This is a genomic window from Streptomyces camelliae (assembly GCF_027625935.1).
GTDB classification, from domain to species: Bacteria; Actinomycetota; Actinomycetes; order Streptomycetales; family Streptomycetaceae; genus Streptomyces; species Streptomyces camelliae.
Genome location: NZ_CP115300.1, coordinates 1,406,118 through 1,425,908, shown reverse-complemented (window position 1 = coordinate 1,425,908; position 19,791 = coordinate 1,406,118). Strand labels below are relative to the sequence as shown.

Sequence of the window (19,791 nt, the reverse complement as noted above, 5' to 3'; positions counted from 1 at the left end):
CCCGGACGCCGGACGGGCCCCTACGACCTCGTACGCTCACCCCTATGCCCGCGCACGTCCTGATCCTCGGCGGCACCACCGAGGCCCGCCGCCTCGCCGCCGTCCTGGCCGCCCGCCCCGGCGTCCGGGTCACCACCTCCCTGGCCGGCCGGGTCGCCCGTCCGGGAGCGGTGGCCGGCGAGGTGCGGACCGGAGGCTTCGGCGGCGCGGACGGCCTCGCCGACTGGCTGCGCGCCCACCACGTGGACGCCCTTGTCGACGCCACCCACCCCTTCGCCGAGGCGATCACGGCCAACGCGGCCCGCGCGGCGGCGGCCACCGGGGTACCGGCGGTGGTGCTGCGACGCCCCGGCTGGCGGCCCGGCCCCGGCGACCGCTGGTACGACGTCCCGTCCCTGGCCGGCGCCGCCGAGGCACTGCCCGCTCTCGGCCGCCGGGTGTTCCTCAGCACCGGACGCCTGGGCCTCGCGGCCTTCGCCCACCTGAGAGACCTGCACTTCGTCGTCCGCTCGGTGGAACCGCCCGAGCCGCCCATGCCGCCGGACACCGAACTGGTCCTCGCGCGCGGCCCGTTCACAGTCGCCGAGGAGACGGAGCTGCTGCGCACCCACCGCATCGACGTGCTGGTGACCAAGGACAGCGGCGGAGAGGCCACGGCCGCGAAACTGACCGCCGCGAGGGAACTCGGGCTGCCCGTCGTCGTCGTACGCCGGCCTCCGCTGCCGCCGGGGGTGACGGCGGTGCCGGACGTGGCGGACGTCCTGGAGAGGCTGGGCCTCAGCCCGGCGTGAGGACCGACGCCCGGATCCGGTCGACGGTGCGCAGCACCTCGTCCCGGTGCTTCGCGCTCTTGATCCAGGTGGGGAGGCGGGCGACGAGGGTCATCTTCTGTCCGGTGTCGTACCAGTCGGCGCGCTCGCGCAGGCCCGCGTCGACATAGCGCCGGATCAGATCCAGGTGCCCGAGGTCGTAGGCCCACAGCCAGCCGTGCCGGGTCTCGCGCTGGAGCCACAGCCGGGCGCGGAGGTACGGGTCCTCGGCGGGACCTCTCGAACCGGCCCAGAGGCCGATGCCCCGGCCCGTCCATGCCCGCATGAGCCCGCACGACCGGCAGACCAGCCGCCGGGGCGCGAACAACGGCCGCTCCTCGGCGTGCGGTTGGCGCCGCACGCGGGCGAGGCGGTCGCAGCGCGGACAGTGCACCAGGATCGAGTCCAGGAAGTCGTACTCCGTGCTGCGCGGGTCGCGGAAGCGGACGGGGGAGGCGGCGGACATGGCCCGAGTATGACCGTCGCCCGGCACCCGGCTCACCCGGTTTTCGTCACGCCGCGCACGGCTCCGGCTCCGCGGGGGCCCGGTCGGGCAGGCCGTCGGACAGGTCTTCCACGAGCAGCCGCTTGGCGATCCCGTCCAGCAGCGGCCCGATGACCGTCGCCCACCCCGAACACCGCGCCGATCGCGCCCTGGTACCTGCCGCGCTCACGCAGCGGGATGACGTCCGCGATGAGTGCCATCGCCGTCACCATCAACCCGCCCGCGCCGACGCCCTGCACCGCACGCCACACGATCAGGAGCGTCATGTTCGTGGCCGGCCCGCACAGGAACGAGCCGGTGATGAACACGATCGCCGAGACCTGGAAGACCACCTTGCGGCCGAACAGGTCACCGAACGTGCCGACCAGCACGGTCGCCACGGTCTCCGCGAGCAGATACGAGGTGACCACCCACGACATGTGCGCGGCACCGCCCAGGTCCGACACGATCGTCGGCAGCGCCGTGCCGACGATGGTCTGGTCCAGGGCCGCGAGCAGCATGCCCAGCACGATCGTCACGAAGACGACGTTGCGCCGGCGGGCGTCCAGCACGGGAGTCTGCGCGGCGGCGGGCGGTGCGGGTTCCTCGGCCAGGGGCACGAGGTCACGATCACACGGGTGGCCCAGTGCCGCATGCCGGGCGGTCCGCCCGAGTACCGCTACGCGTCTTCGGGGTTTCTGCGCAGCAGATACGTGTCCATGATCCAGCCCTTGCGCTCGCGCGCCTCGGCCCGCACCCGCTCGATCTCGGGGCCGGCCTCGGCGAGCGGTCCGGAGACGAGGAGTTCGTCCGGGGTACCGATGTAGGCGCCCCAGTAGATGTCGATGTCCTCGCCGGCGAACTGCCGGAAGGTCTGGTGGGCGTCCAGCATCACCACCACGTCGTCCACCCCCTGCGGGAAGCCCTCGGCGAGCCGCCGGCCGGTGGTGATCTGCACCGGGCGCGCCACCCGGTTCAGCCCCGTGCGATGCCGGGCCACCAGCGCGGAGACACTGCTGATGCCGGGTATGACGTCGTACTCGAAGACGACCGCGCCCCGCTCCAGCACCTCCTGGAGGATCCCGAGCGTGCTGTCGTAGAGCGCGGGATCGCCCCACACCAGGAAGGCGCCGGTGCCGTCCTCGCCCAGCTCCTCGGCGATCAGCCGCTCGTAGATCCCGGCGCGGGCGCTGCGCCAGTCCTCCACGGCCGGTGAGTACGCCGCCCCGCCCGCCGCGCGGTCTCGCTCCGGGTCACGGGCCGCCACCACCCGGTACGACCCCTCGGGCAGATGCGCGTCGAGCATGTCCCGGCGGAGCCCCGTGAGATCGCTCTTCACCTCGCCCTTGTCGAGCAGGAAGAACACGTCCGTGCTCCGCAGCGCCTTGACGGCCTGCAGGGTCAGCTGGTCGGGGTCGCCCGCGCCGATACCGATGACATGAATCTTTCGCACGCCCCGAGTCTGCCCCATGCCACTGACAACGCGTCCACCGCCTCCGTACGCACGGTCATGGCCGCCTGCCCGGTCAGCGGATCTCCTCCCACCCGAGCCGAGGCGCCTCGGCCACCGGATCCACCGGCCCGGCCCCCCGCTCCACCCGCTCCGCCAGCTCCCGCGCCCACCGGGCGAGCCCGGCCAGATCCAGCCCGTACGGCCGGTCCTCGCCCCGCTCCTGCTCCCACGTCTCGACCGCCCCCGCGCCCCGCCGCAGCAGGCGCGCCCCGCCGACGACGTTGCCCCGGGCCGCGTGGGTCAGCCCGACCGCCAGCTGGGCCAGGCCCCGCCACAGCGCCCGCTCGGCGCGCGGCCCCGATTTCCAGGCGTCCTCGAACACCTCGTGCGCGTGGAACGGCTTGCCCGCCGCCAGCAGCGCCTGCGCCTCGGCCACCGTCCGGTCAGGCGTCCGTACGACCCCCTCCGGCTGGCGGGGGACGCCCTCGGCGCCGTAGGGCAGCGGCCGGCCGAGCCCGTCCCGGGGCCGTGCGTTGCGCGCCCGTCCGTCGGTGTCGCGGTCCCTGGCGTCCGATGCGCCCGCGTTCGTCATACCGCCGATTGTCCTCCGCCCTGTCCGGGCCCTCTTCGGCGCACCCCCGGACGTGGGGTAAAGTTCTGTTCGCGCGATCACGCGGAACACCGCGAGTCAGCGCATCGGGACGTGGCGCAGCTTGGTAGCGCACTTGACTGGGGGTCAAGGGGTCGCAGGTTCAAATCCTGTCGTCCCGACGGGAGCAATGCTCCGTAGTCGCAGGTCAGGGGCCGTTTCAGACGAGATCTGAAACGGCCCCTCGATCTTTCTCGGGGACCGGATGGGGACCAGCGCACTTGAACGAAGCCGCTGACGTGTGGTCTGGAGACGGGCTGTGGCGTGATGGCGTAGAGGTGATGGTCGGAGTTACCGCCGTACAGGACGCCGTTGGCGACGGTTGGCGGTGACCTTCACCGCGAGCACGCGCCCGGAGCGCGACGCCCCAAGGTACGCCTGGCCCATGCCGCCGGCACCCAGCCGTGCTACGACGCGGTAGGGCCCCACCGGCTCCGGGTCCCCGGTGCGCAATGCCTGGAATGCCTCCACTTCAGGCCCTCCTCGTCTCACTCCCCCACTCCTTTCACGGTTCCGGAGGCGTCAGGGGCGGTGCAGGCGCGGCGGGCCCGGACGGCGCACACCAGGGTGATCGCGGCGGTGGCCAGGGCCGCGAAGGGGCCGATGCTCGGGTGGGCGGCGTAGCCGTTCTCGTTGTCGGTGATCGACAGCGTCTCCAGGTAGAGCGCGGCGCCGTTGACGGCGGCGAGCAGGACCATGGCCACGGAGACGGTGACCATCGCGTGGCCGAGCATGGGTTCGCCGGAGAGCAGCCACACCACGGCGCACAGCGCGCACAGCGCGGAGGAGATGACCAGCAGGATCGCCCACACCGAGGTGGAGGTCGACGCGCAGGTGAGGAAGCAGTTTGAGGGGATGGTGTGGAAGCCGTTCGAGGAGAGGCTTTCCGGGTCCCCGTAGCTCTGCCAGGTCACGTCGGTCCACGGCAGCCAGAGCCAGACGAGGGTGAGCAGTGAGGTGCCCGCCGAGGTGAGGAAGAGCCGTGCCGAGCGCGGATTTCTGGTGGGCCGGCCCGGTGCCTGCCCGGGGATGTACTGGGGCGGCCAGACGGGAGCGGGTGGCGGGCTCTGCGGAGGGGGTGGTGGATTCTGGAGAGGTGGCGGCGGCCCTTGAGGGGGAGGCGGGAAGGACGGCGTGCCGGTGTCGTCGGACATGGCGAGTTCCTCTTCTGCTGCTGCTGATCTGCCGGAGGGGTCAGCGGGTCAGTTCCGGATCGCCGAGGGCCACCTCGGTGTACCCCTGGGCGGCGAGGCCGGAGCAGGCTATTTCCACCTGTGAAGCCCCGTTGAGATCCACGTGGATCTTCTGCGGTTTGCCCACTGAGACGTTGATGGTGGGGCCCAGTTGGTCGGCGGCGCTGTCTTTGAAGAAGTTCACGGCCAGGCTGTTGCCGATGGCGTAGTCGGCGTCGTTGGGTGAGCCGACGGTGGCGGAGAGGGTGCTGTAACCGGCCACGTCGTAGACGACGTGGGACTGGAATCCCGCCCCGCAGGTGAAGATGACGCTGTTCGGATAGGTGTGCGTACCGATGTGAGCAGGGCCGGTGGTGAAGGGGCCGTCGGCGTTCGCGTCCTCACTGACGGGCGTCAGCGCTGACAAGTCCGTGCCGCTGTTCTGTTCCGTGCCGCTGTTCTGCGCCGGGGTGGGCGATGCGGAGGGCGGATCGGCTGGTGGCGTCGTGGTGCTGTGGGTGGCGGAGGGAGGGGTGGCCGCAGTGGCAGCGCCTGCGGACGTCTTGTCGCGGTCGTGGGCGTAGGAGGTGATCAGGACACCGGCCGTGACCAGGAGGACGAGGGCCACCGAGCCGATGACTGCCCTGAGGCTGCTTCTGGTGTGCCGTTTCGGTGCCGAGGTGGCCGTCGGGGGGAGTATCGGTCGAGGCGGGAGTCGGGTGGACGCCGTGGTGGTGGATACGGCCGCGTGGCGCAGGGCCCGGACCCAGGGGGTGAGTGCTTCGGGGCGGGAAGCGGGATCGGCCGAGAAGAGGGACAGCAGGCGGTCGGTGCCGTCGGCATCGGCGGCGAGCGTGGCCAGGCAGGGCAGGCCGGCGAACGCCTCGCGCAGTTGCTGCGGTGTGGTGGCCGGCGACTCGCCGCTGAGCAGGAAATAGGCCAGGGCGCCGAAGGCGTAGCGGTCGGTGGCAGGGGAGCGCTTGCCCTCGAAGACCTCCGGCGCTGCGAAGCCGGGCGTGAACCAGACCTCGGCGGTGAGGTGGTCGGCGGTGAGTTTGCTCAGGCCGAAGTCGACGAGGGCGGCCTGCCCGTTGGTGTCGATCATGACGTTGCCGGGGGACAGGTCACCGTGGACGACAACGCGGCCGGAGGGCGTGGCGGAACCGGAGTGCAGCCAGTCGAGGACTTCGGCGAGCTGCTCGATGCAGCGGATGGCCTCCCGGCGTTCGGCGGAGGTGGCCAGGGTGTGTTCGGCGCGCCAGTCCCGCAGGTCGAGGCCCTCGACGTGGTTCATCACGAGGTAGAGCGCACGCCCGGAGACGGCCTGGGAGGTTCCGCGGGGGTGGGTGGGCGGTCCCTCGAAGTGCTCGCGTACGCCCACCACGCCGGGCCGGTGCACGAAGCGGAGCAGTTCGGCCTGGTCACGCCACTTGGTGCTGATCCGCTGGAAGTCGGCGGGGGTCAGCGTCGCGCGCGAGTCGAGAATCTTGACCACGACAGGCTCGGTCGCGCCGGCGAGTTCGAGTTCGGCGAGGTACAGGGTGGCCTCGCCGCCGCGCCCGATCGACTTCAGCAGGCGGTAGCGGTCAGGCTCCTGATCGGGGCCGATGTAGAGCCTGGCGTTCATGGCGCGTCGATCCTCCTTCTTGATCACCCGATGGACGGCAGGGTGTCCGCCGATCCGTCGGCCGGTGTGCGCCTGAAGGCGCCGGACGGGTGCGTGCCGCCGCCCGCTGCCGGGCAGGCCTGCCGCAGGTGCTGGGTGGTTCGTCGCCGGGTCGGGTGCGAGGGTGAGTGGCCGTCAGCCGTCCGCTTCCTGTGCGGCGCTGGTCCGTTGGATGCTCCGCAGGGCGTCCGACGCCGTGTCGAGGAGGTCGGCGGTGGCGGTCCTGACACTGTTGACGAGGCCGGGCCAGGCGGCCCGGAACACGCCGGCGTCGGTGCCGTTCCAGACGGTCGGCTCGACCAGCGGTGCCGCCGTGGAAACCATCTCCGCGACAAGCGCGTTCACATGCCGCGCTCGTGCGACGAGTTCGGTCGCGGCGGGCTGTGCGATCGGATCTACGACTGGCCCGGTGTCCATGGAGCCTCCCGCGTCAGTGGTGGCGGATCCTCACCGTAAACCGGCGCGGGGATGCTCCAACATCCTGCGGACTGTGGGCAGTTCGCAGGACAGAGGGCTACGGTTTTAGAAGGACGGCCAGCCGGACGCAGGTTCCGGCGCCCGGCGCCGAGTCGACGAGGACGGTGCCGCCCACTTCCGCCAGCCGCTGGGTGATGGATCGCTCCAGGCCGGAGCGGCGCGGCAACGCGGACGGGTCGAAGCCGCGTCCCGCGTCGGTGACGCTGACCAGGACGCAGCCGCCCTCCACCGTGGCGCGGACCACCGCCCGGTCCACGCCCGCGTGCTTGCGGGTGTTGGCCAGGGCCTCGGCCGCCGCGTCGGCCACTGCTGCCACCTGGTCCCTCTCAAGACGACTGTGCGGGCTCCCGCCCTGGGTCAGCGCCGCCGCGTTCACCTCCACCTTCAGGCCCTGATGGGCCATCCGGGCCGCGACCGAGTCCAGTGCCGCGAGCAGGTCGCCGGAGGAGCGCTCGTCACCGGTCTCCACCAGGTGCCGTAGCCACGCGGCCTCGGTCGCGAGATAGGAGCGCGGCTCACCCGCGGTCACCAGGCCGTCGCGCAGCAGTGCCTCGAAAGTCTGCAGCACCCGGTCGTGCAGGATCCGGTAGTACCGCGTGCGCTCCTGGCCGCGGGCCAGGTCCTCGCTCAGTTCGCGTTCGCGGTCGATGGTCCGTGCGTTCGAGTCCAGCTCGTGGGTCACGAGCCACACCAGTGGCGTCAGCCCGAGGTAACTCACGACGTTGGGCACCCCGTTCCATCCCTGCCCGGGCACCGTCCATACCGACAGCAGGTAGACCAGGGCGAGTGCCACCGCGGCCGCCGCCGTGACGGCGAGGCGCCGGTACGCCATGCCCACCCCGACCAGGGAGAGCAGCGAGTACGGGTAGCTGAAGTACGCCCAGCCGGTCTGCGGCCCCGGGCGTACCAGCTGCGCGTTCAATGCGAGTGCCACCCCTGTCACCAGGATGTCCGCGGTCACCCATCCGGGCAGGACTCGGCCTCGCCGGAAGCCGGCCACCACCACCCCCACCCCGGTGGGCAGCAGTCCCGCTGCCAGGCACAAGCATCCCGGCACGGAGCGCATTTCCGCGCGATCCGTGAGCAGGCCGGCCCCGATATTGAGGAATCCGCCCGCCTTCGCCAAGGCCAGTGCGAGGAGTTCCAGACGTCTCAACCGGGCGACCGCACCCGCGCCGCCTGTCTCGCTCACGCCTTGCCGCGCCGTTGCCGTTCCAGGGCGATCCGGGTCAGGTCGGCCTTGTTCCCTGCGTGCAGCTTGACGCGGATCCGCTCGACGTGGGTGTCCACCGTCGATTTCTTGATCCCCAGGCGGAAAGCGATCTGTTGGTGCGTGAACCCTTGCGCGATCATGTCCAGCACCCGTGCCTCCTGCTGCGACAGGCGTCCTGGACCGGTGTCCGGCTCCGGATCCTGTTCCAGCTCCACCTTCAGGATGTCGGCCAGTTGTGCGGAGAGTGCGAAACCTCCCGCGGCCACGGTCCGGGCGGCGGAGACGATCAGCTCCGGATCGGACTGCTTGGTCACATACCCGCCCGCGCCTGCCCTGATCACCGCCCGCACATCGCCCTGCCGACGTGACGCCGACATCACCAGCACCCGGTTGGTAGCCGCCAGCCGGGCCACCAGCGGCACACAGGGGGTGTCGTCCTCCAGATACAGATCGACCAGGATCAGGTCGAAGGCCCCGAGATCGCCCAGCTCCCCGGGATCCGGCGTGGACGCGGTGACGGCGAACCCACCTGCGTCGGTGAGGATCGCCGCGACGCCTCGGCGTGTCATGGGATGGTCATCGACCACCGCGACGCAGACCAGCGCATCATCCCCGGGCACCTGGGTATCGTGCCAAACCCTGCCCCTGACGCCAAGGGCCTTTCGCCACAAGGGTGTTCACGGTGAGGAGGTCGCAGGCAGCCTGCGAGCGGTTCCCTGAGGCGTGGCGGTCACGGAGGTCGGCCTGGCACCGCTGATGATCCTGCTCGCGCTCATCGCCCTGACCACGGTCGGTGCCTGGGACGACCGCGCGGCGCAGGCGTCCAGCCTGGTGACTGTCGCTCGCGGGTGACATGATCTTGCGGTGGCGGGTGTGATCACAGCGTCGGAGAGCGTACAAAAACTCCTGTGCACCGGCTCGCGCACCTCTGCGATCATCCCCGAATGGCGCACAGTCTCGAATCGCTGGTCATCCGGCACACCCACCGCCTTTCCTCCCCCAAGGGCTCTGCCGGGGAAGGAGCCATCGCCGCACGGCAGTTCGACGCGGCACTGACATCCGTGGGGTTCAAGCTCTCGGCGGAGCTGCTGGAGCGGCTGTCGGGGCTGTCCGAGGCCGCGGTCGTGCACACCGCCAAGCGGACGCTGCGCACCGTGAGCGAGATGGTGGGCGACCACGTCCGGCACAACTCGTACTTCATCGACTTCCCGGCGAACGTGCCGGACACCGAAGAGTTCTGGATGCAGTGCGTGGCGAAAGCGCTCGGCGACGACAAGTCGCGCAAGAACGTGCTGACGCAGCTGAGGAACGGGGTGCTGGACCTGCTCAGCCTCCCCACGTACGGCCGGTACCAGCACACCTACGAGGAAATGCTCGCGGCGCAGGACGAACTGATCGCCTCGGCGGGCGACCGGGTCACCGTCCTGCATCTCGGCCGGGACCTGGACGACGAACTCACCGACTTGTACCTGGCCCTGGCCGGCAGCACGACCCCGCTGGGCGAGGACGATCTGCGCGACCTCAAGGCCCTCGCCGAGCGGTGCGCGCTCGGCCCCCAGCCGGAGGCCATCCCGGTCCGGGAGAACCGGGCGGTCATCAACGAAGCCCGGGTCGGCGTCGGGGCGGACCTCCTCCTCGACACCGTCACCGATGTGCTGCGGCTGGCCTGCGCGCTGTCGGGCGGCGACGTGACGTTGCAGGAACCGACCCGGTTTCGGGCGCTGTCGCGGCCGCTGCGGCGGGCACTGCTCGCGGGTCTCGACGCCGTGGTCGCGGCGAACCCCGCGAAGCTCGCCGATGTGCACGCGCACCGGGAACCCTTCAAGCGGCTCGGCGAGCGCCTCCACCCGCACGAATACCCGCGCTGGCCGCACGCCGCCGATGTGTTCGCGGTCGCGCGGGGCGAGAAGGAGGCACCGTCCTTCGACAGCCGGATCGAGAAGCTGCTCGACGCGTACGACGTCCGCGGGGCTGTGGAACTGCTGAAGTCCGCTCCCGGCAAGCTGTTCCGCGCCCTGGACCTCCTGCTGCGCATCGCCGCCGACCAGGAGGAACGGGACGCGGTGGTGGCCGCCGCGGTGCAGGCCGCTCCCCACGTCTCCGGCCGGGTCGTGCTCTCGGTGCGCGAGCATCTCCACAACCGGGCACGTGAGAGCGACGAACCCCGGGTCTTCGTCAACCGCCGGGGTCGCGCCTGGGTGACCCCCGACTTCCGACCGCCGGTACCGGCCGCAGACCGCGATCGTCTGATCGCCGCCCTCGACACCGAGATGCGTCGTCGGCTCCCGGCGCCGGGCCGGCTGCTGCTCGACCCCGATGTCGTGGACGTGGCGCTTCCGCTCAGCGGCCGGGCAACCGCGGCCGGGCTCGGCGTATTGCCGCGAGGGTCGGTCTCCGCGGTCGACGGCGAAGAGCTGCGCTTCTTCGTGTACTGGAAGCAGACCAAGGACCGGACCGACTACGACCTGTCGGCGCTGCTTCTGCACGCCGACTACAGCACCGATTCCTGGCTCTCCTACACGTCCCTCAAGGCCGTCGGGGGCAGGCATTCGGGCGACATCACCGAGGCGCCCGACGGGGCCTCGGAGTTCATCAGCCTGTCCCTGGGCCGAGTGCGCAGCACCTTCATCGTTCCGCAGGTCAACATCTACGCCGGCGAAGGCTTCGAAGAGGTCGAGGAGTCGTTCTTCGGCTTCATGCTGCGCGACGGTGAGCAGAAGGGCCGGCCGTTCGATCCGCGCACAGTGCGGATGAAGTCGGAGCTGCGTGGGGTGGGCCGGGTGGCGCTGCCGCTGGTGTTCCAGCGTGGGGACGACGGCCGGTGGTGCGCGAAGTGGCTGCACCTGTATCTGAAGGGCATCTCGTCGGCCAATCGGGTCGAGGAGAACCAGGCATCCGTGTCGAAGGTGGTGCGCGCCATCGTGGAGCGCGAGCAGCTGACGGTGGGGTACCTGATCGACCTGATGTCCGGCGGCACCACGACCGTGGACCGGTGGGACGGCGAGTCGGTCCCGGACGGGCCCGTGATGTACATCGGCCTCGAACGTCCCGAGGGACTGCATCCGGACTCACGGATCATCACCCTCGAAAATCTGCGCGACTTGATCCCGGGCTGAGTGCTAGCGTTGCCCACGGCGAGGCCATGAAGGGGCTTCCTTCTCAACTCCTTTCCAGAAACGAGTTCCTTCGCTTTCCTCGCCGTCGACCTCGACTGGGAGGCGCCCGCCCGGCGCCTCCCAGTTTTCGTGTGCGCCGATGCAGCCGCGCGCGGTGCGGGCCGCTGCATCATCCGGCGAGGGCGTGGTTGTGCAGGCGGGCGATGCCGAGCATGGCGTGATGGACACCGGCGCCATTCAGGCGGCAGTCGCGGAGGATCTTCCAGCCCTTCGGCCGGGTGAAGGCGTGTTCAATGCGGGCACGCACTTCGCGGTGGGAGGCGTTGTGTTCAAGGGGTCGCAGGTTCACATCCTGTCGTCCCGACGGAAGCGATGGACCGGTTCCGGGCCGTACCACATCGGGTTGGCCAAGCCGGATTGATGCATTCGGGTTCGACGCTCTGCCGTGCGGGCGGCATCGGTGTGCCAGAAGGGTTGTTGCCGTGACGGCGGGCCGTAGCTGCGGAAAACCTGCCTCGGTGTCCGCGACTCCCATGTCCCCGCCGAGGAGGAACTCCCGTGATCACCGTGGTGAACAAGTCGACTCTCTGCACCGATGACGAAGTGAAGGCCATGACCCGCGCCTGTGCCACTCAGGTGGAAATGCACGCGGCGCCGATCTGGGGTCAGACGCCGACTCCGGTCGTCTATGCCGCCGACGAGGAGGAGGCCCCTCCCGGGGCTTGGTGTATCGCGATCATGGACGACGCCGACCAGGCCGATGCGCTCGGCTGGCACACCGAGGAACAAGGAGACGTGATCTACGGCAGGGTCTTCGCCCGCCCCGTGCTCGACAACGGCGGCGCCGTCCTCACCGGCCCGCTCACCGTCTCCAGCGTGCTGAGCCACGAAGTGCTCGAAACGCTGGTCGACCCGCACGTGAACCTCTGGGCCGACGCCGGTAACGGTGAGGCCTATGCGCTGGAATGCTGCGACGCGGTGGAATCCGACTCGTACCCGGTCGATGTGCTCGGTGTCGGCCGGGTGAGCGTGTCGAACTTCTGCAGCCCGCACTGGTTCGACCCCAGGGCTGCCAAGGGCGAGAAGTTCGACTTTCTCGGCAAGGTCACCGCTCCCTTCCAGATGTCCAAAGGGGGCTACGTCGTCATTACACGCGAAGGGAAGGTGCACCAGAAGTACGGCGAGGAATACCCGGAGTGGCGCAAGCAGACCAAGCTCGCCGATACCTCCCGCAACGCGCGGCGCGTCCGGCGCTGATGTCAGGCTCGGGGGTCCCGAAGCATGACGACGGCTGAAACGCAGGTCGAGGGGGGTGCCGGAGTAATCCGGCACCCCCCTCGGTCGTTTATCGCCCGGTCCGTCAGCCCTTGTTGGAGCCCAGGGTCAGGCCGCTGACGAATTGGCGCTGGAGGGCGAAGTAGACGATCAGGGTGGGGATCGCGGTGAGCAGGGAGCCTGCGGCGACCAGGTTGGGGTCGGTGAAGTACTGGCCGGAGAGGTTGTTCAGGGCCGAGGTGATCGGCATGTTGTCGCCGGTCGAGATCAGTACCAGTGCCCAGAAGAAGTCGTTGTAGATCCAGATCGACAGCAGCGTCGCCAGGGCCGCCATCGCGGGTTTGCACAGCGGCAGGGTGATCTGCCAGTACAGCCGCCACACCGAGGCCCCGTCGACCAGCGCGGCCTCGGTCAGTTCGTGGGGCAGTGAGCGCATGTAGTTGCTCAGCACGAACGCGCAGAACCCGGACTGGAACGCCACGTGGATGAGGACGAGGCCGAGGGCGGAGTCGTACAGTTTGCCGCTGGCGGTGATGCCGGGCAGGTTCGTCAGCAGGTACAGCCGGTACAGCGGGGTGATGATGACCTGCTGGGGCAGGAGGTTGCCGGCGGTGAAGACCAGCAGCAGGGCGAGGTTGAGGCGGAAGTCGAAGCGGCTGACGTAGAACGCCACGCAGGAGGACAGGAACAGGGTCAGCAGCACGGCCGGCACCGCGATGATCAGCGTGTTGCCGAAGTAGTGCAGCATGTCCGACTGCTGGAAGGCGTTCGTGAAGTTCTCGAACGTCAGCTTGCTCGGCCAGGAGACGTAGCCCTTGGCGCTGGTCTCGCTGTACGGCCGCAGGGCCGAGAAGATGGCCCAGAGCAGCGGGGCCAGCCAGGCCAGTGCCGTACCGGCGAGGAAGACGTGCAGCAGGACGCGGGCCGGGCGGATCGGGGCGCGCCGCTTCAGCGGCAGAGTGGTGCTGCTCATGCGCGCCGCTCCTTCCGGAAGGTGGCGATCAGGTACGGGATGATCACCGCGAGGGAGATCACCAGCAGGACGACAGCTATCGCCGACCCGTATCCGATGCGGCTGGACTCGCCGATGATGTTGTTCGTCACCAGGATCGACAGCAACTCCGTGCCCTGGGCGCCCTTGTTGAAGACGAAGACCAGGTCGAAGGCGCGCAGGGCCTCGATGATGGTGACGACGAGGACGACGGTGTTGGTCGGGCGCAGGGTGGGGAAGATGACGCTCTTGAACGTCTGCCACTCGTTGGCGCCGTCCAGGGCCGAGGCCTCCCGCAGCGACGGGTCGACGCTCTTCAGGCCGGCCAGGTAGAGGATCATCATGTAGCCGGTGTGCCGCCAGGACGCGGCGATCAGGACGGCCCACAGGTTCAGGTGCGGGTTGCCGATCCAGTCGATGTAGTGGCCGGGTTTGTTGGCGCCGATGATGCTGTTGATCAGGCCGGTGTCGGGGTTGTAGACCAGCTGCCAGACGAAGCCGATGCAGGCCATCGAGATGACGACGGGCAGGAAGAACGCGGTCTGGTAGAGGCGGCTGAAGCGGATCTTCTTGTCGAGCTGGACGGCGAGGAACAGGCCGAACGGTGTCGGGATCAGGATCAGGACGACGAACCAGATGATGTTGTGCTGGACGGCCGGCCAGAACTGCGGGTTGTCGTTGAAGAGTTGCTTGAAGTTGTCCAGGCCCACCCATTTGATCGAGTCGAACCCGATGCCGTCCCAGGTGGTGAAGGCGAGGAAGATCGAGGCGATGGCGGTGACCCAGACCAGGGCCACGTGCAGGACCGTCGGCACCCCGGCCATGAGGCCGAGCGTGATGCGGTCACGGCGGGTCAGCAGGCGCCGGTGGCCCTGCGTGGCCCGCTTCTTCTCGGGCGTGGGCCCCGGGGGCGCCGTGGCGGCCGCCTCCGGGGTCTGCGTCGTCGTGTCGGTCGTCATCGGGTCGCTCACGAGGACGCGAAGATCGTCTTCTTCTGGCGCTCGATGGACGACAGCAGGCTGTCCACGCCCTGCGGGTTCTGGAGGAACTTCTGCAGCCCTGGCTGCATCACGGTGGAGGTGAAGTCGGGCCGGGAGTCGCGGTCCATGAACTGGGTGAGGTTCTTGGCGGCGCCGATCATCTCGAACGCCTTCTTCTGCAGCGGCGAGTACGCGGAGGTGGAGGCCTTGTCGGAGGCGGCGACCACGCTCGGGTCGGTCTTGAGGTACATCTCCTCGGCCGCCGGGCTGCCCAGGTACTCCAGCAGCTTGAGGACACCCGCGTGGTTCTTCGGGGACTTGCTGACCATGAAGCCGTCGGTGGGGGCCTCGACGGTCTCCTGGCCGTACGCGGAGTTGATCTCCGGGAAGGGGAAGAAGTCGAGGTCGTCCAGGTCGGCCTTGTTGGTGAACTGCTGGGCCACGAAGGAGCCCAGCAGGTACATGCCGGCCTTCTTCGACACCAGCGTCTGCGCCGCGTCCTCCCAGGTACGGCCCATGAAGCCGTCCTGGTGGTAGGGCAGGATCTCGGCCCAGTGGTCGAAGACCGCCCGCACCTTGGAGTCCGTCCAGGAGGCCTTGCCCGCCATCAGCTGGACGTGGAAGTCGTAGCCGTTGAGACGGAAGTTGATCTGGTCGAAGGTGCCCATCGCCGGCCAGGCGTCCTTGTCGCCGAAGGCGATCGGGACCAGGCCGTCCTTCTTCATCTGCTTGCACAGGGCCACCAGCTGGTCCCAGGTGGTGGGGACCTGGTAGCCGTGCTGCGAGAAGACGCTCTTGCGGTAGAAGATCGCCCAGGGGTACGTCGTCACCGGCACGAAGTAGTACTTGCCGTCCTCGCCCTTGCTGAGCTTCTTCATCGCGTCCGGGAAATTGTCCCCGATCTTCGCCCACACGTCGTCGATCGGTGAGGCCAGCCCCTTCGCCGCGAAGAACTGCATGCGGTAACCGGCGAACCAGTTGAACACGTCGTCCGGCGTGCCCTGCAGATACGAGTTGATCTGCTCCTGGAAGGTGTTGTGGTCCTTGGTGTTCACCTTGACCGTGATGCCGGACTGCTTCGTGAAGTCCGCGTAGACGCTTTCGAAGGCCTTCTTCGGCACCGCGTCGGAGGCGTTGGAGCCGACCGTGACCGTCTTCGGGTCGGAGGAGGAACCGCTGCTCCCGCACGCGGACAGCAGGGGTATGCCGGCACCGGCGAGCAAGGCGGCACCGCCTGCTCCGCGGAGCAGTGAGCGACGGCTGGGACCCGGGACGGAAAGACCGGAGGGGGAGAGGCGCATGGCGGCTCCTGAAGAATGCAGGGCTCGGTCAAGGGGATGAGTTGATCACCGAAAGATCGCCGAAACCGCTCAGAAATCAACTCGACCGAACATCGTGGGCGTCATAACACCCCCATGTCCGCTCATGCGTCAATAGGTCGGGTCGCACTCGGGAGTCTCTTGCCCGAAACGTAATCGTCACCGTTACCTGCAACTTCGTTGAACTGCGGGCCGGATGGGCCGGTTCAGGGCCTGACCAGCAGCTGGAAGTCGAAGGCGTAGCGCGAGGCCCGGTAGACATGGCTGCCGTACTCCACCGGCCGGCCCGTGTCGTCGTAGGCGGTGCGGCGCATGGTGAGCAGGGCCGCGCCCTCCTTCTCGTCGAGCAGGGCGGCCTCCTCGGCGGTGGCGCTGCGGGCGCCGATCGACTGCCGGGCACTGTGCAGGGCGATGCCGGCGGACCGCAGCATCCGGTACAGGCCCGTCGACTCCAGCCGCTCCGTGGGGAGTTCGAGCAGTGCGGGGGGCAGGTAGTTGCACAGGAACGCCACCGGTTGGCCATGGGTCGAGCGCAGCCGCTCCAGTACGGTGACCTCGGTGCCCTCCGCGAGGCCGAGGGCCGCGGCCACATCGGGGGAGGCGGGGATCCGCTCGTTGCGCAGCACCCGGGTGCTCGGTCCCTGCCCGGCCGACTCCAGGTCGTCGTAGAGGCTGCTGAGTTCCAGGGGCCGCTTGACCTGACTGTGGACGACCTGGGTGCCCACCCCGCGGCGGCGCACCAGCAGGCCCTTGTCGACCAGGGACTGGATCGCCTGGCGGACCGTGGGGCGGGACAGGCCGAGCCGCACGGACAGGTCGACCTCGTTGCCCAGGAGATTGCCCGGAGCCAGCACTCCGTGTTCGATGGCCGCCTCCAGCTGCTGGGCGAGCTGGTAGTACAGGGGCACCGGACTCGTGCGGTCCAGGTCGAAGGTGAGGGAGTCGACCGCCCGGTCACCCGGTGCCGTTCGCTGCGGTGTGCGGTGTACTGGGCTCATGCCTGTCAGGTGTAGGCCCGCGGGGGTCCGAGTGTCAATGATTTGTACTTACATTCGGACCTGCTCGTGAAATGATGTCTTAACAAAGTATTGACATCGGGCCTCACCAGGGACTTGGATCGCGTCCCAACGCAACAGCCCTTCCCCCGTCGCACGCACAGTGAGGTGCTGGAAAGATGGACCGCTCTTCTCGCTCCCGCTCCCGCAGACTGGCCCCCGTCGTGGCGGTGGCCGCAGCGGCAGCTCTGACCCTCGCCGGCTGTTCCAGCAGCCACGGCGGGAAGAAGTCCGAGGAGGCGGCGCAGAGCGCCTCGGCAGGCAAGGCCAACACCCCTCGGATGACCGTCGCGCTCGTCACGCACCAGGCACCCGGTGACACCTTCTGGGACACCGTCCGCAAGGGTGCCGAGGCCGCCGCGGCCAAGGACAACATCAAGCTGATCTACTCCGCCGACCCGAACGCGGGCAACCAGGCGAACCTGGTGCAGAACGCGATCGACCAGAAGGTGGACGGCATCGCGGTCACCCTGGCCAAGCCGGACGCCATGAAGAGCGTCATAGGCAAGGCGGAGCAGTCGGGAATCCCGGTGGTGGGCCTGAACTCCGGACTGAGCGACTGGAAGAACCTCGGCCTGCTGGAGTTCTTCGGGCAGGACGAGAGCGTGGCGGGCGAGGCGTTCGGCAGCAAGCTGAACTCGACCGGCGCCAAGAAGGTCGTGTGTGTCATCCAGGAGCAGGGCAACATCGGCCTCACCCAGCGCTGCGACGGCGTGAAGAAGACGTTCCAGGGCACCACTGAGACCCTGTATGTGAACGGCACCGACATGCCGTCGGTGAAGTCGACCATCACGGCCAAGCTGAAGCAGGACAGCGCCATCGACACCGTCGTCACCCTCGGCGCCCCCTTCGCCCTGACCGCCGTGCAGTCGGTGGGCGACGCGGGCAGCAAGGCCAAGGTGGCCACCTTCGACCTGAACAAGGACCTGGTCAAGGCCGTCCAGAACGGCTCCATCGAGTTCGCCGTCGACCAGCAGCCCTACCTTCAGGGCTACCTGGCCGTGGACTCCCTGTGGCTCTACAAGAACAACGGCAACTACAGCGGCGGCGGAGTGCAGCCGGTGCTCACCGGTCCGGCCTTCGTCGACAAGTCGAACGTCGACAAGGTCGCCGAGTTCGCCGCGAAGGGCACCCGGTGATGAGCATGGCCCAGCACGCCGAGCCGGCGGTGACCACACCGCCGGCCTCCGGCCCGGAGCAGACCGACGGCCGTACCGCCCAACGCCCCCTGGCGCTGCGGCTGCTGGCCCGCCCGGAGGTGGGGGTCTTCCTCGGCGCCGCCGCCGTCCTGGTCTTCTTCCTGGTCGTCGCGCCCTCGGTCCGCCAGGGCAGCTCGATGGCGACGATCCTCTACCAGTCCTCGACCATCGGCATCATGGCTCTGCCGGTGGCGCTGCTGATGATCGGCGGCGAGTTCGACCTGTCTTCCGGCGTCGCCGTGATCTCCTCGGCCCTGACCGCGAGCATGCTCAGCTACCAGCTGACCATGAACGTCTGGGTCGGCGTGTTCGTCGCGCTGCTGGTGTCGCTGGCGATCGGGTTCTTCAACGGCTGGGTGGTGGTCAAGACCGGGCTGCCGAGCTTCCTGGTCACGCTCGGCACGTTCCTGATCCTCCAGGGTGCGAACCTGGCCGTGACCAAGTGGGTGACCGGCAATGTCGCCACCGACGACATCAGTGACATGGACGGCTTCAGCCAGGCGAAGAAGGTCTTCGCTTCGTCGTTCGACGTCGGCGGGGTCCAGGTGAAGATCACGGTGGTGTGGTGGCTGGTCTTCGCCGCTCTGGCGACCTGGGTGCTGTTGCGCACGAAGTACGGCAACTGGATCTTCGCGGTCGGTGGCAACAAGGACAGCGCGCGGGCGGTCGGTGTGCCGGTGACGTTCACGAAGATCTCGCTGTTCATGCTGGTCGGCTTCGGGGCCTGGTTCATCGGCATGCACAACCTGTTCTCCTTCAACACCGTGCAGTCGGGCGAGGGTGTGGGGCAGGAGCTGATCTACATCTCCGCGGCGGTGATCGGCGGGTGTCTGCTCACCGGTGGCTCCGGCTCCGCGATCGGCCCGGTCTTCGGGGCGTTCATGTTCGGCATGGTGCAGCAGGGCATCGTCTATGCCGGCTGGAACCCGGACTGGTTCAAGGCCTTCCTCGGCGTGATGCTCCTCGGCGCCGTCCTGATCAATCTGTGGGTCCAGCGCACGGCGACCCGGAGGTAACCGATGACTGACAACACGGCAGGCACCCACGGCACGGTCGTCCAGGACACCCCGCCCGCCGCCGACGGCCTCCTCGTCGAACTGCGGGGTGCGGGCAAGTCCTACGGCAACATCCGGGCGCTGCACGGGGTCGATCTGAAGGTCCACGAGGGCCGGGTGACCTGTGTGCTGGGTGACAACGGCGCGGGCAAGTCGACCCTCATCAAGATCATTTCGGGGCTGCACCAGCACACCGAGGGCGAGTTCCTCGTCGACGGCACCCCGGTGCGTTTCTCCAGCCCGCGTCAGGCCCTGGACAAGGGCATCGCGACGGTCTACCAGGACCTGGCGACCGTGCCGCTGATGCCGGTGTGGCGGAACTTCTTCCTGGGCTCGGAGATGACCAGGGGTCCCTGGCCGCTGCGGCGGCTGGACATCGCGGGGATGAAGGCGACCGCCGACCGGGAGCTGCGCAACATGGGCATCGTCCTGGACGATCTGGAACAGCCCATCGGTACCCTGTCCGGCGGCCAGCGCCAGTGCGTGGCCATCGCCCGTGCCGTCTACTTCGGCGCCCGTGTGCTGATCCTGGACGAGCCGACGGCGGCGCTGGGCGTGAAGCAGTCGGGGGTGGTGCTGAAGTACATCGCGGCCGCCCGTGACCGGGGACTGGGCGTCATCTTCATCACCCACAACCCCCACCACGCCTACATGGTCGGCGACCACTTCAGCGTCCTGCGGCTGGGGACGCTGGAACTGTCCGCCGACCGCAGCGAGGTCGGTCTGGAGGAGCTGACCAACCACATGGCCGGCGGCGCCGAACTCGCCGCGCTCAAGCACGAACTGGCCCAGGTACGAGGCGTCGACACCGAGGAACTCCCCGAGGAGAGCGACCTGACCGCACCCGTGGCGAACTCCCCGGAAGGAACCCCCTGACC

Annotated in this window: 19 protein-coding genes, 1 tRNA gene and 2 pseudogenes; 8 read left to right on the top strand and 14 right to left on the bottom strand. The window is 69.0% G+C overall.

All coding sequences use genetic code 11. The features are described from left to right. The first annotated feature begins 44 nt into the window (after positions 1–44). Positions 45–791: a cobalt-precorrin-6A reductase gene (locus O1G22_RS06715; RefSeq protein WP_270080462.1), complete on the top strand. Its 747-nt coding sequence runs from the start codon at positions 45–47 to the stop codon at positions 789–791. On the opposite strand, the gene O1G22_RS06710 is transcribed toward O1G22_RS06715, so the two are convergent. The 4 genes and pseudogenes from O1G22_RS06710 to O1G22_RS06695 all read right to left on the bottom strand — a co-directional run bounded on the left by O1G22_RS06710 (position 778) and on the right by O1G22_RS06695 (position 3,338). Next, complete coding sequence (locus O1G22_RS06710; protein ID WP_270080461.1) at positions 778–1,275, bottom strand: hypothetical protein; 498 nt, start codon at positions 1,273–1,275, stop codon at positions 778–780. The genes O1G22_RS06715 and O1G22_RS06710 overlap by 14 nt on opposite strands. Positions 1,276–1,402: 127 nt before the next feature. After that, positions 1,403–1,913: pseudogene (locus O1G22_RS06705) on the bottom strand (MFS transporter); the annotation flags it as partial. A gap of 59 nt (positions 1,914–1,972) precedes the next feature. Then, positions 1,973–2,746, bottom strand: coding sequence for a precorrin-6A synthase (deacetylating) (gene cobF / locus O1G22_RS06700; RefSeq protein ID WP_270080460.1), 774 nt, complete (start codon positions 2,744–2,746; stop codon positions 1,973–1,975). Between the two features lie 73 nt (positions 2,747–2,819). Further along, the gene (locus tag O1G22_RS06695) at positions 2,820–3,338 is read right to left on the bottom strand and encodes a DUF309 domain-containing protein (protein WP_270080459.1); all 519 of its coding nucleotides are present in this window, start codon (positions 3,336–3,338) and stop codon (positions 2,820–2,822) included. A gap of 105 nt (positions 3,339–3,443) precedes the next feature. On the opposite strand from O1G22_RS06695, the gene O1G22_RS06690 reads away from it, so the two are divergent. Further along, positions 3,444–3,517 (top strand) — tRNA-Pro (locus O1G22_RS06690). Between the two features lie 366 nt (positions 3,518–3,883). Here the strand turns inward: O1G22_RS06690 and O1G22_RS06685 are convergent. The 5 genes from O1G22_RS06685 to O1G22_RS06665 all read right to left on the bottom strand — a co-directional run bounded on the left by O1G22_RS06685 (position 3,884) and on the right by O1G22_RS06665 (position 8,594). Continuing rightward, positions 3,884–4,549 (bottom strand): hypothetical protein, encoded by a 666-nt coding sequence (locus O1G22_RS06685; protein WP_270080458.1) that lies wholly within the window; start codon positions 4,547–4,549, stop codon positions 3,884–3,886. Between the two features lie 40 nt (positions 4,550–4,589). Beyond that, positions 4,590–6,194: a serine/threonine protein kinase gene (locus O1G22_RS06680; protein ID WP_270080457.1), complete on the bottom strand. Its 1,605-nt coding sequence runs from the start codon at positions 6,192–6,194 to the stop codon at positions 4,590–4,592. A 174-nt stretch (positions 6,195–6,368) separates the two neighbouring features. Then, positions 6,369–6,650 (bottom strand): hypothetical protein, encoded by a 282-nt coding sequence (locus O1G22_RS06675; RefSeq protein ID WP_270080456.1) that lies wholly within the window; start codon positions 6,648–6,650, stop codon positions 6,369–6,371. Between the two features lie 97 nt (positions 6,651–6,747). Next, complete coding sequence (locus O1G22_RS06670; RefSeq protein ID WP_270080455.1) at positions 6,748–7,902, bottom strand: sensor histidine kinase; 1,155 nt, start codon at positions 7,900–7,902, stop codon at positions 6,748–6,750. Then, positions 7,899–8,594, bottom strand: a complete 696-nt coding sequence (locus O1G22_RS06665) for a LuxR C-terminal-related transcriptional regulator (RefSeq protein WP_270080454.1) — start codon at positions 8,592–8,594, stop codon at positions 7,899–7,901. The genes O1G22_RS06670 and O1G22_RS06665 overlap by 4 nt, the downstream gene beginning before the upstream one ends. Before the next feature lie 52 nt (positions 8,595–8,646). Between O1G22_RS06665 and O1G22_RS06660 the strand changes: the two genes are divergently transcribed. After that, positions 8,647–8,775 (top strand): hypothetical protein, encoded by a 129-nt coding sequence (locus O1G22_RS06660; RefSeq protein WP_270080453.1) that lies wholly within the window; start codon positions 8,647–8,649, stop codon positions 8,773–8,775. 92 nt (positions 8,776–8,867) lie between these two features. Continuing rightward, positions 8,868–11,039 (top strand): TerD family protein, encoded by a 2,172-nt coding sequence (locus O1G22_RS06655; RefSeq protein ID WP_270080452.1) that lies wholly within the window; start codon positions 8,868–8,870, stop codon positions 11,037–11,039. Between the two features lie 169 nt (positions 11,040–11,208). Here O1G22_RS06655 and O1G22_RS06650 read toward each other — a convergent pair. Then, positions 11,209–11,427 (bottom strand): annotated as a pseudogene (locus O1G22_RS06650) (IS5/IS1182 family transposase); the annotation flags it as partial. A 170-nt stretch (positions 11,428–11,597) separates the two neighbouring features. Here O1G22_RS06650 and O1G22_RS06645 point away from each other — a divergent pair. Next, the gene (locus O1G22_RS06645) at positions 11,598–12,296 is read left to right on the top strand and encodes a hypothetical protein (protein WP_270080451.1); all 699 of its coding nucleotides are present in this window, start codon (positions 11,598–11,600) and stop codon (positions 12,294–12,296) included. 103 nt (positions 12,297–12,399) lie between these two features. Here the strand turns inward: O1G22_RS06645 and O1G22_RS06640 are convergent, their stop codons facing one another. The 4 genes from O1G22_RS06640 to O1G22_RS06625 form a co-directional block, all read right to left on the bottom strand. Then, a complete protein-coding gene (locus tag O1G22_RS06640; RefSeq protein ID WP_225095130.1) occupies positions 12,400–13,287 on the bottom strand; it encodes a carbohydrate ABC transporter permease in 888 nt (295 codons plus the stop codon). Continuing rightward, positions 13,284–14,264, bottom strand: a complete 981-nt coding sequence (locus O1G22_RS06635; RefSeq protein WP_270080450.1) for a carbohydrate ABC transporter permease — start codon at positions 14,262–14,264, stop codon at positions 13,284–13,286. Before O1G22_RS06635 ends, O1G22_RS06640 begins: the two co-directional genes overlap by 4 nt. Before the next feature lie 8 nt (positions 14,265–14,272). Then, entirely contained in the window at positions 14,273–15,586 is a 1,314-nt protein-coding gene (locus tag O1G22_RS06630; RefSeq protein WP_270080449.1) for an ABC transporter substrate-binding protein, read from the bottom strand. A 224-nt stretch (positions 15,587–15,810) separates the two neighbouring features. Beyond that, positions 15,811–16,602 carry a GntR family transcriptional regulator gene (locus O1G22_RS06625; RefSeq protein WP_270080448.1) on the bottom strand — a complete coding sequence of 264 codons (792 nt, stop codon included), beginning with the start codon at positions 16,600–16,602 and terminating at the stop codon, positions 15,811–15,813. A 176-nt stretch (positions 16,603–16,778) separates the two neighbouring features. Between O1G22_RS06625 and O1G22_RS06620 the strand changes: the two genes are divergently transcribed. From O1G22_RS06620 to O1G22_RS06610, 3 genes are read left to right on the top strand one after another with little or no spacing between them, the layout of a single operon-like run. Further along, the gene (locus tag O1G22_RS06620; RefSeq protein ID WP_270080447.1) at positions 16,779–17,798 is read left to right on the top strand and encodes a sugar ABC transporter substrate-binding protein; all 1,020 of its coding nucleotides are present in this window, start codon (positions 16,779–16,781) and stop codon (positions 17,796–17,798) included. Next, positions 17,798–18,874 (top strand): ABC transporter permease, encoded by a 1,077-nt coding sequence (locus O1G22_RS06615; RefSeq protein ID WP_270080446.1) that lies wholly within the window; start codon positions 17,798–17,800, stop codon positions 18,872–18,874. Before O1G22_RS06620 ends, O1G22_RS06615 begins: the two co-directional genes overlap by 1 nt. A gap of 3 nt (positions 18,875–18,877) precedes the next feature. Beyond that, positions 18,878–19,789 carry an ATP-binding cassette domain-containing protein gene (locus O1G22_RS06610; protein ID WP_270080445.1) on the top strand — a complete coding sequence of 304 codons (912 nt, stop codon included), beginning with the start codon at positions 18,878–18,880 and terminating at the stop codon, positions 19,787–19,789. Positions 19,790–19,791 lie beyond the last annotated feature (2 nt).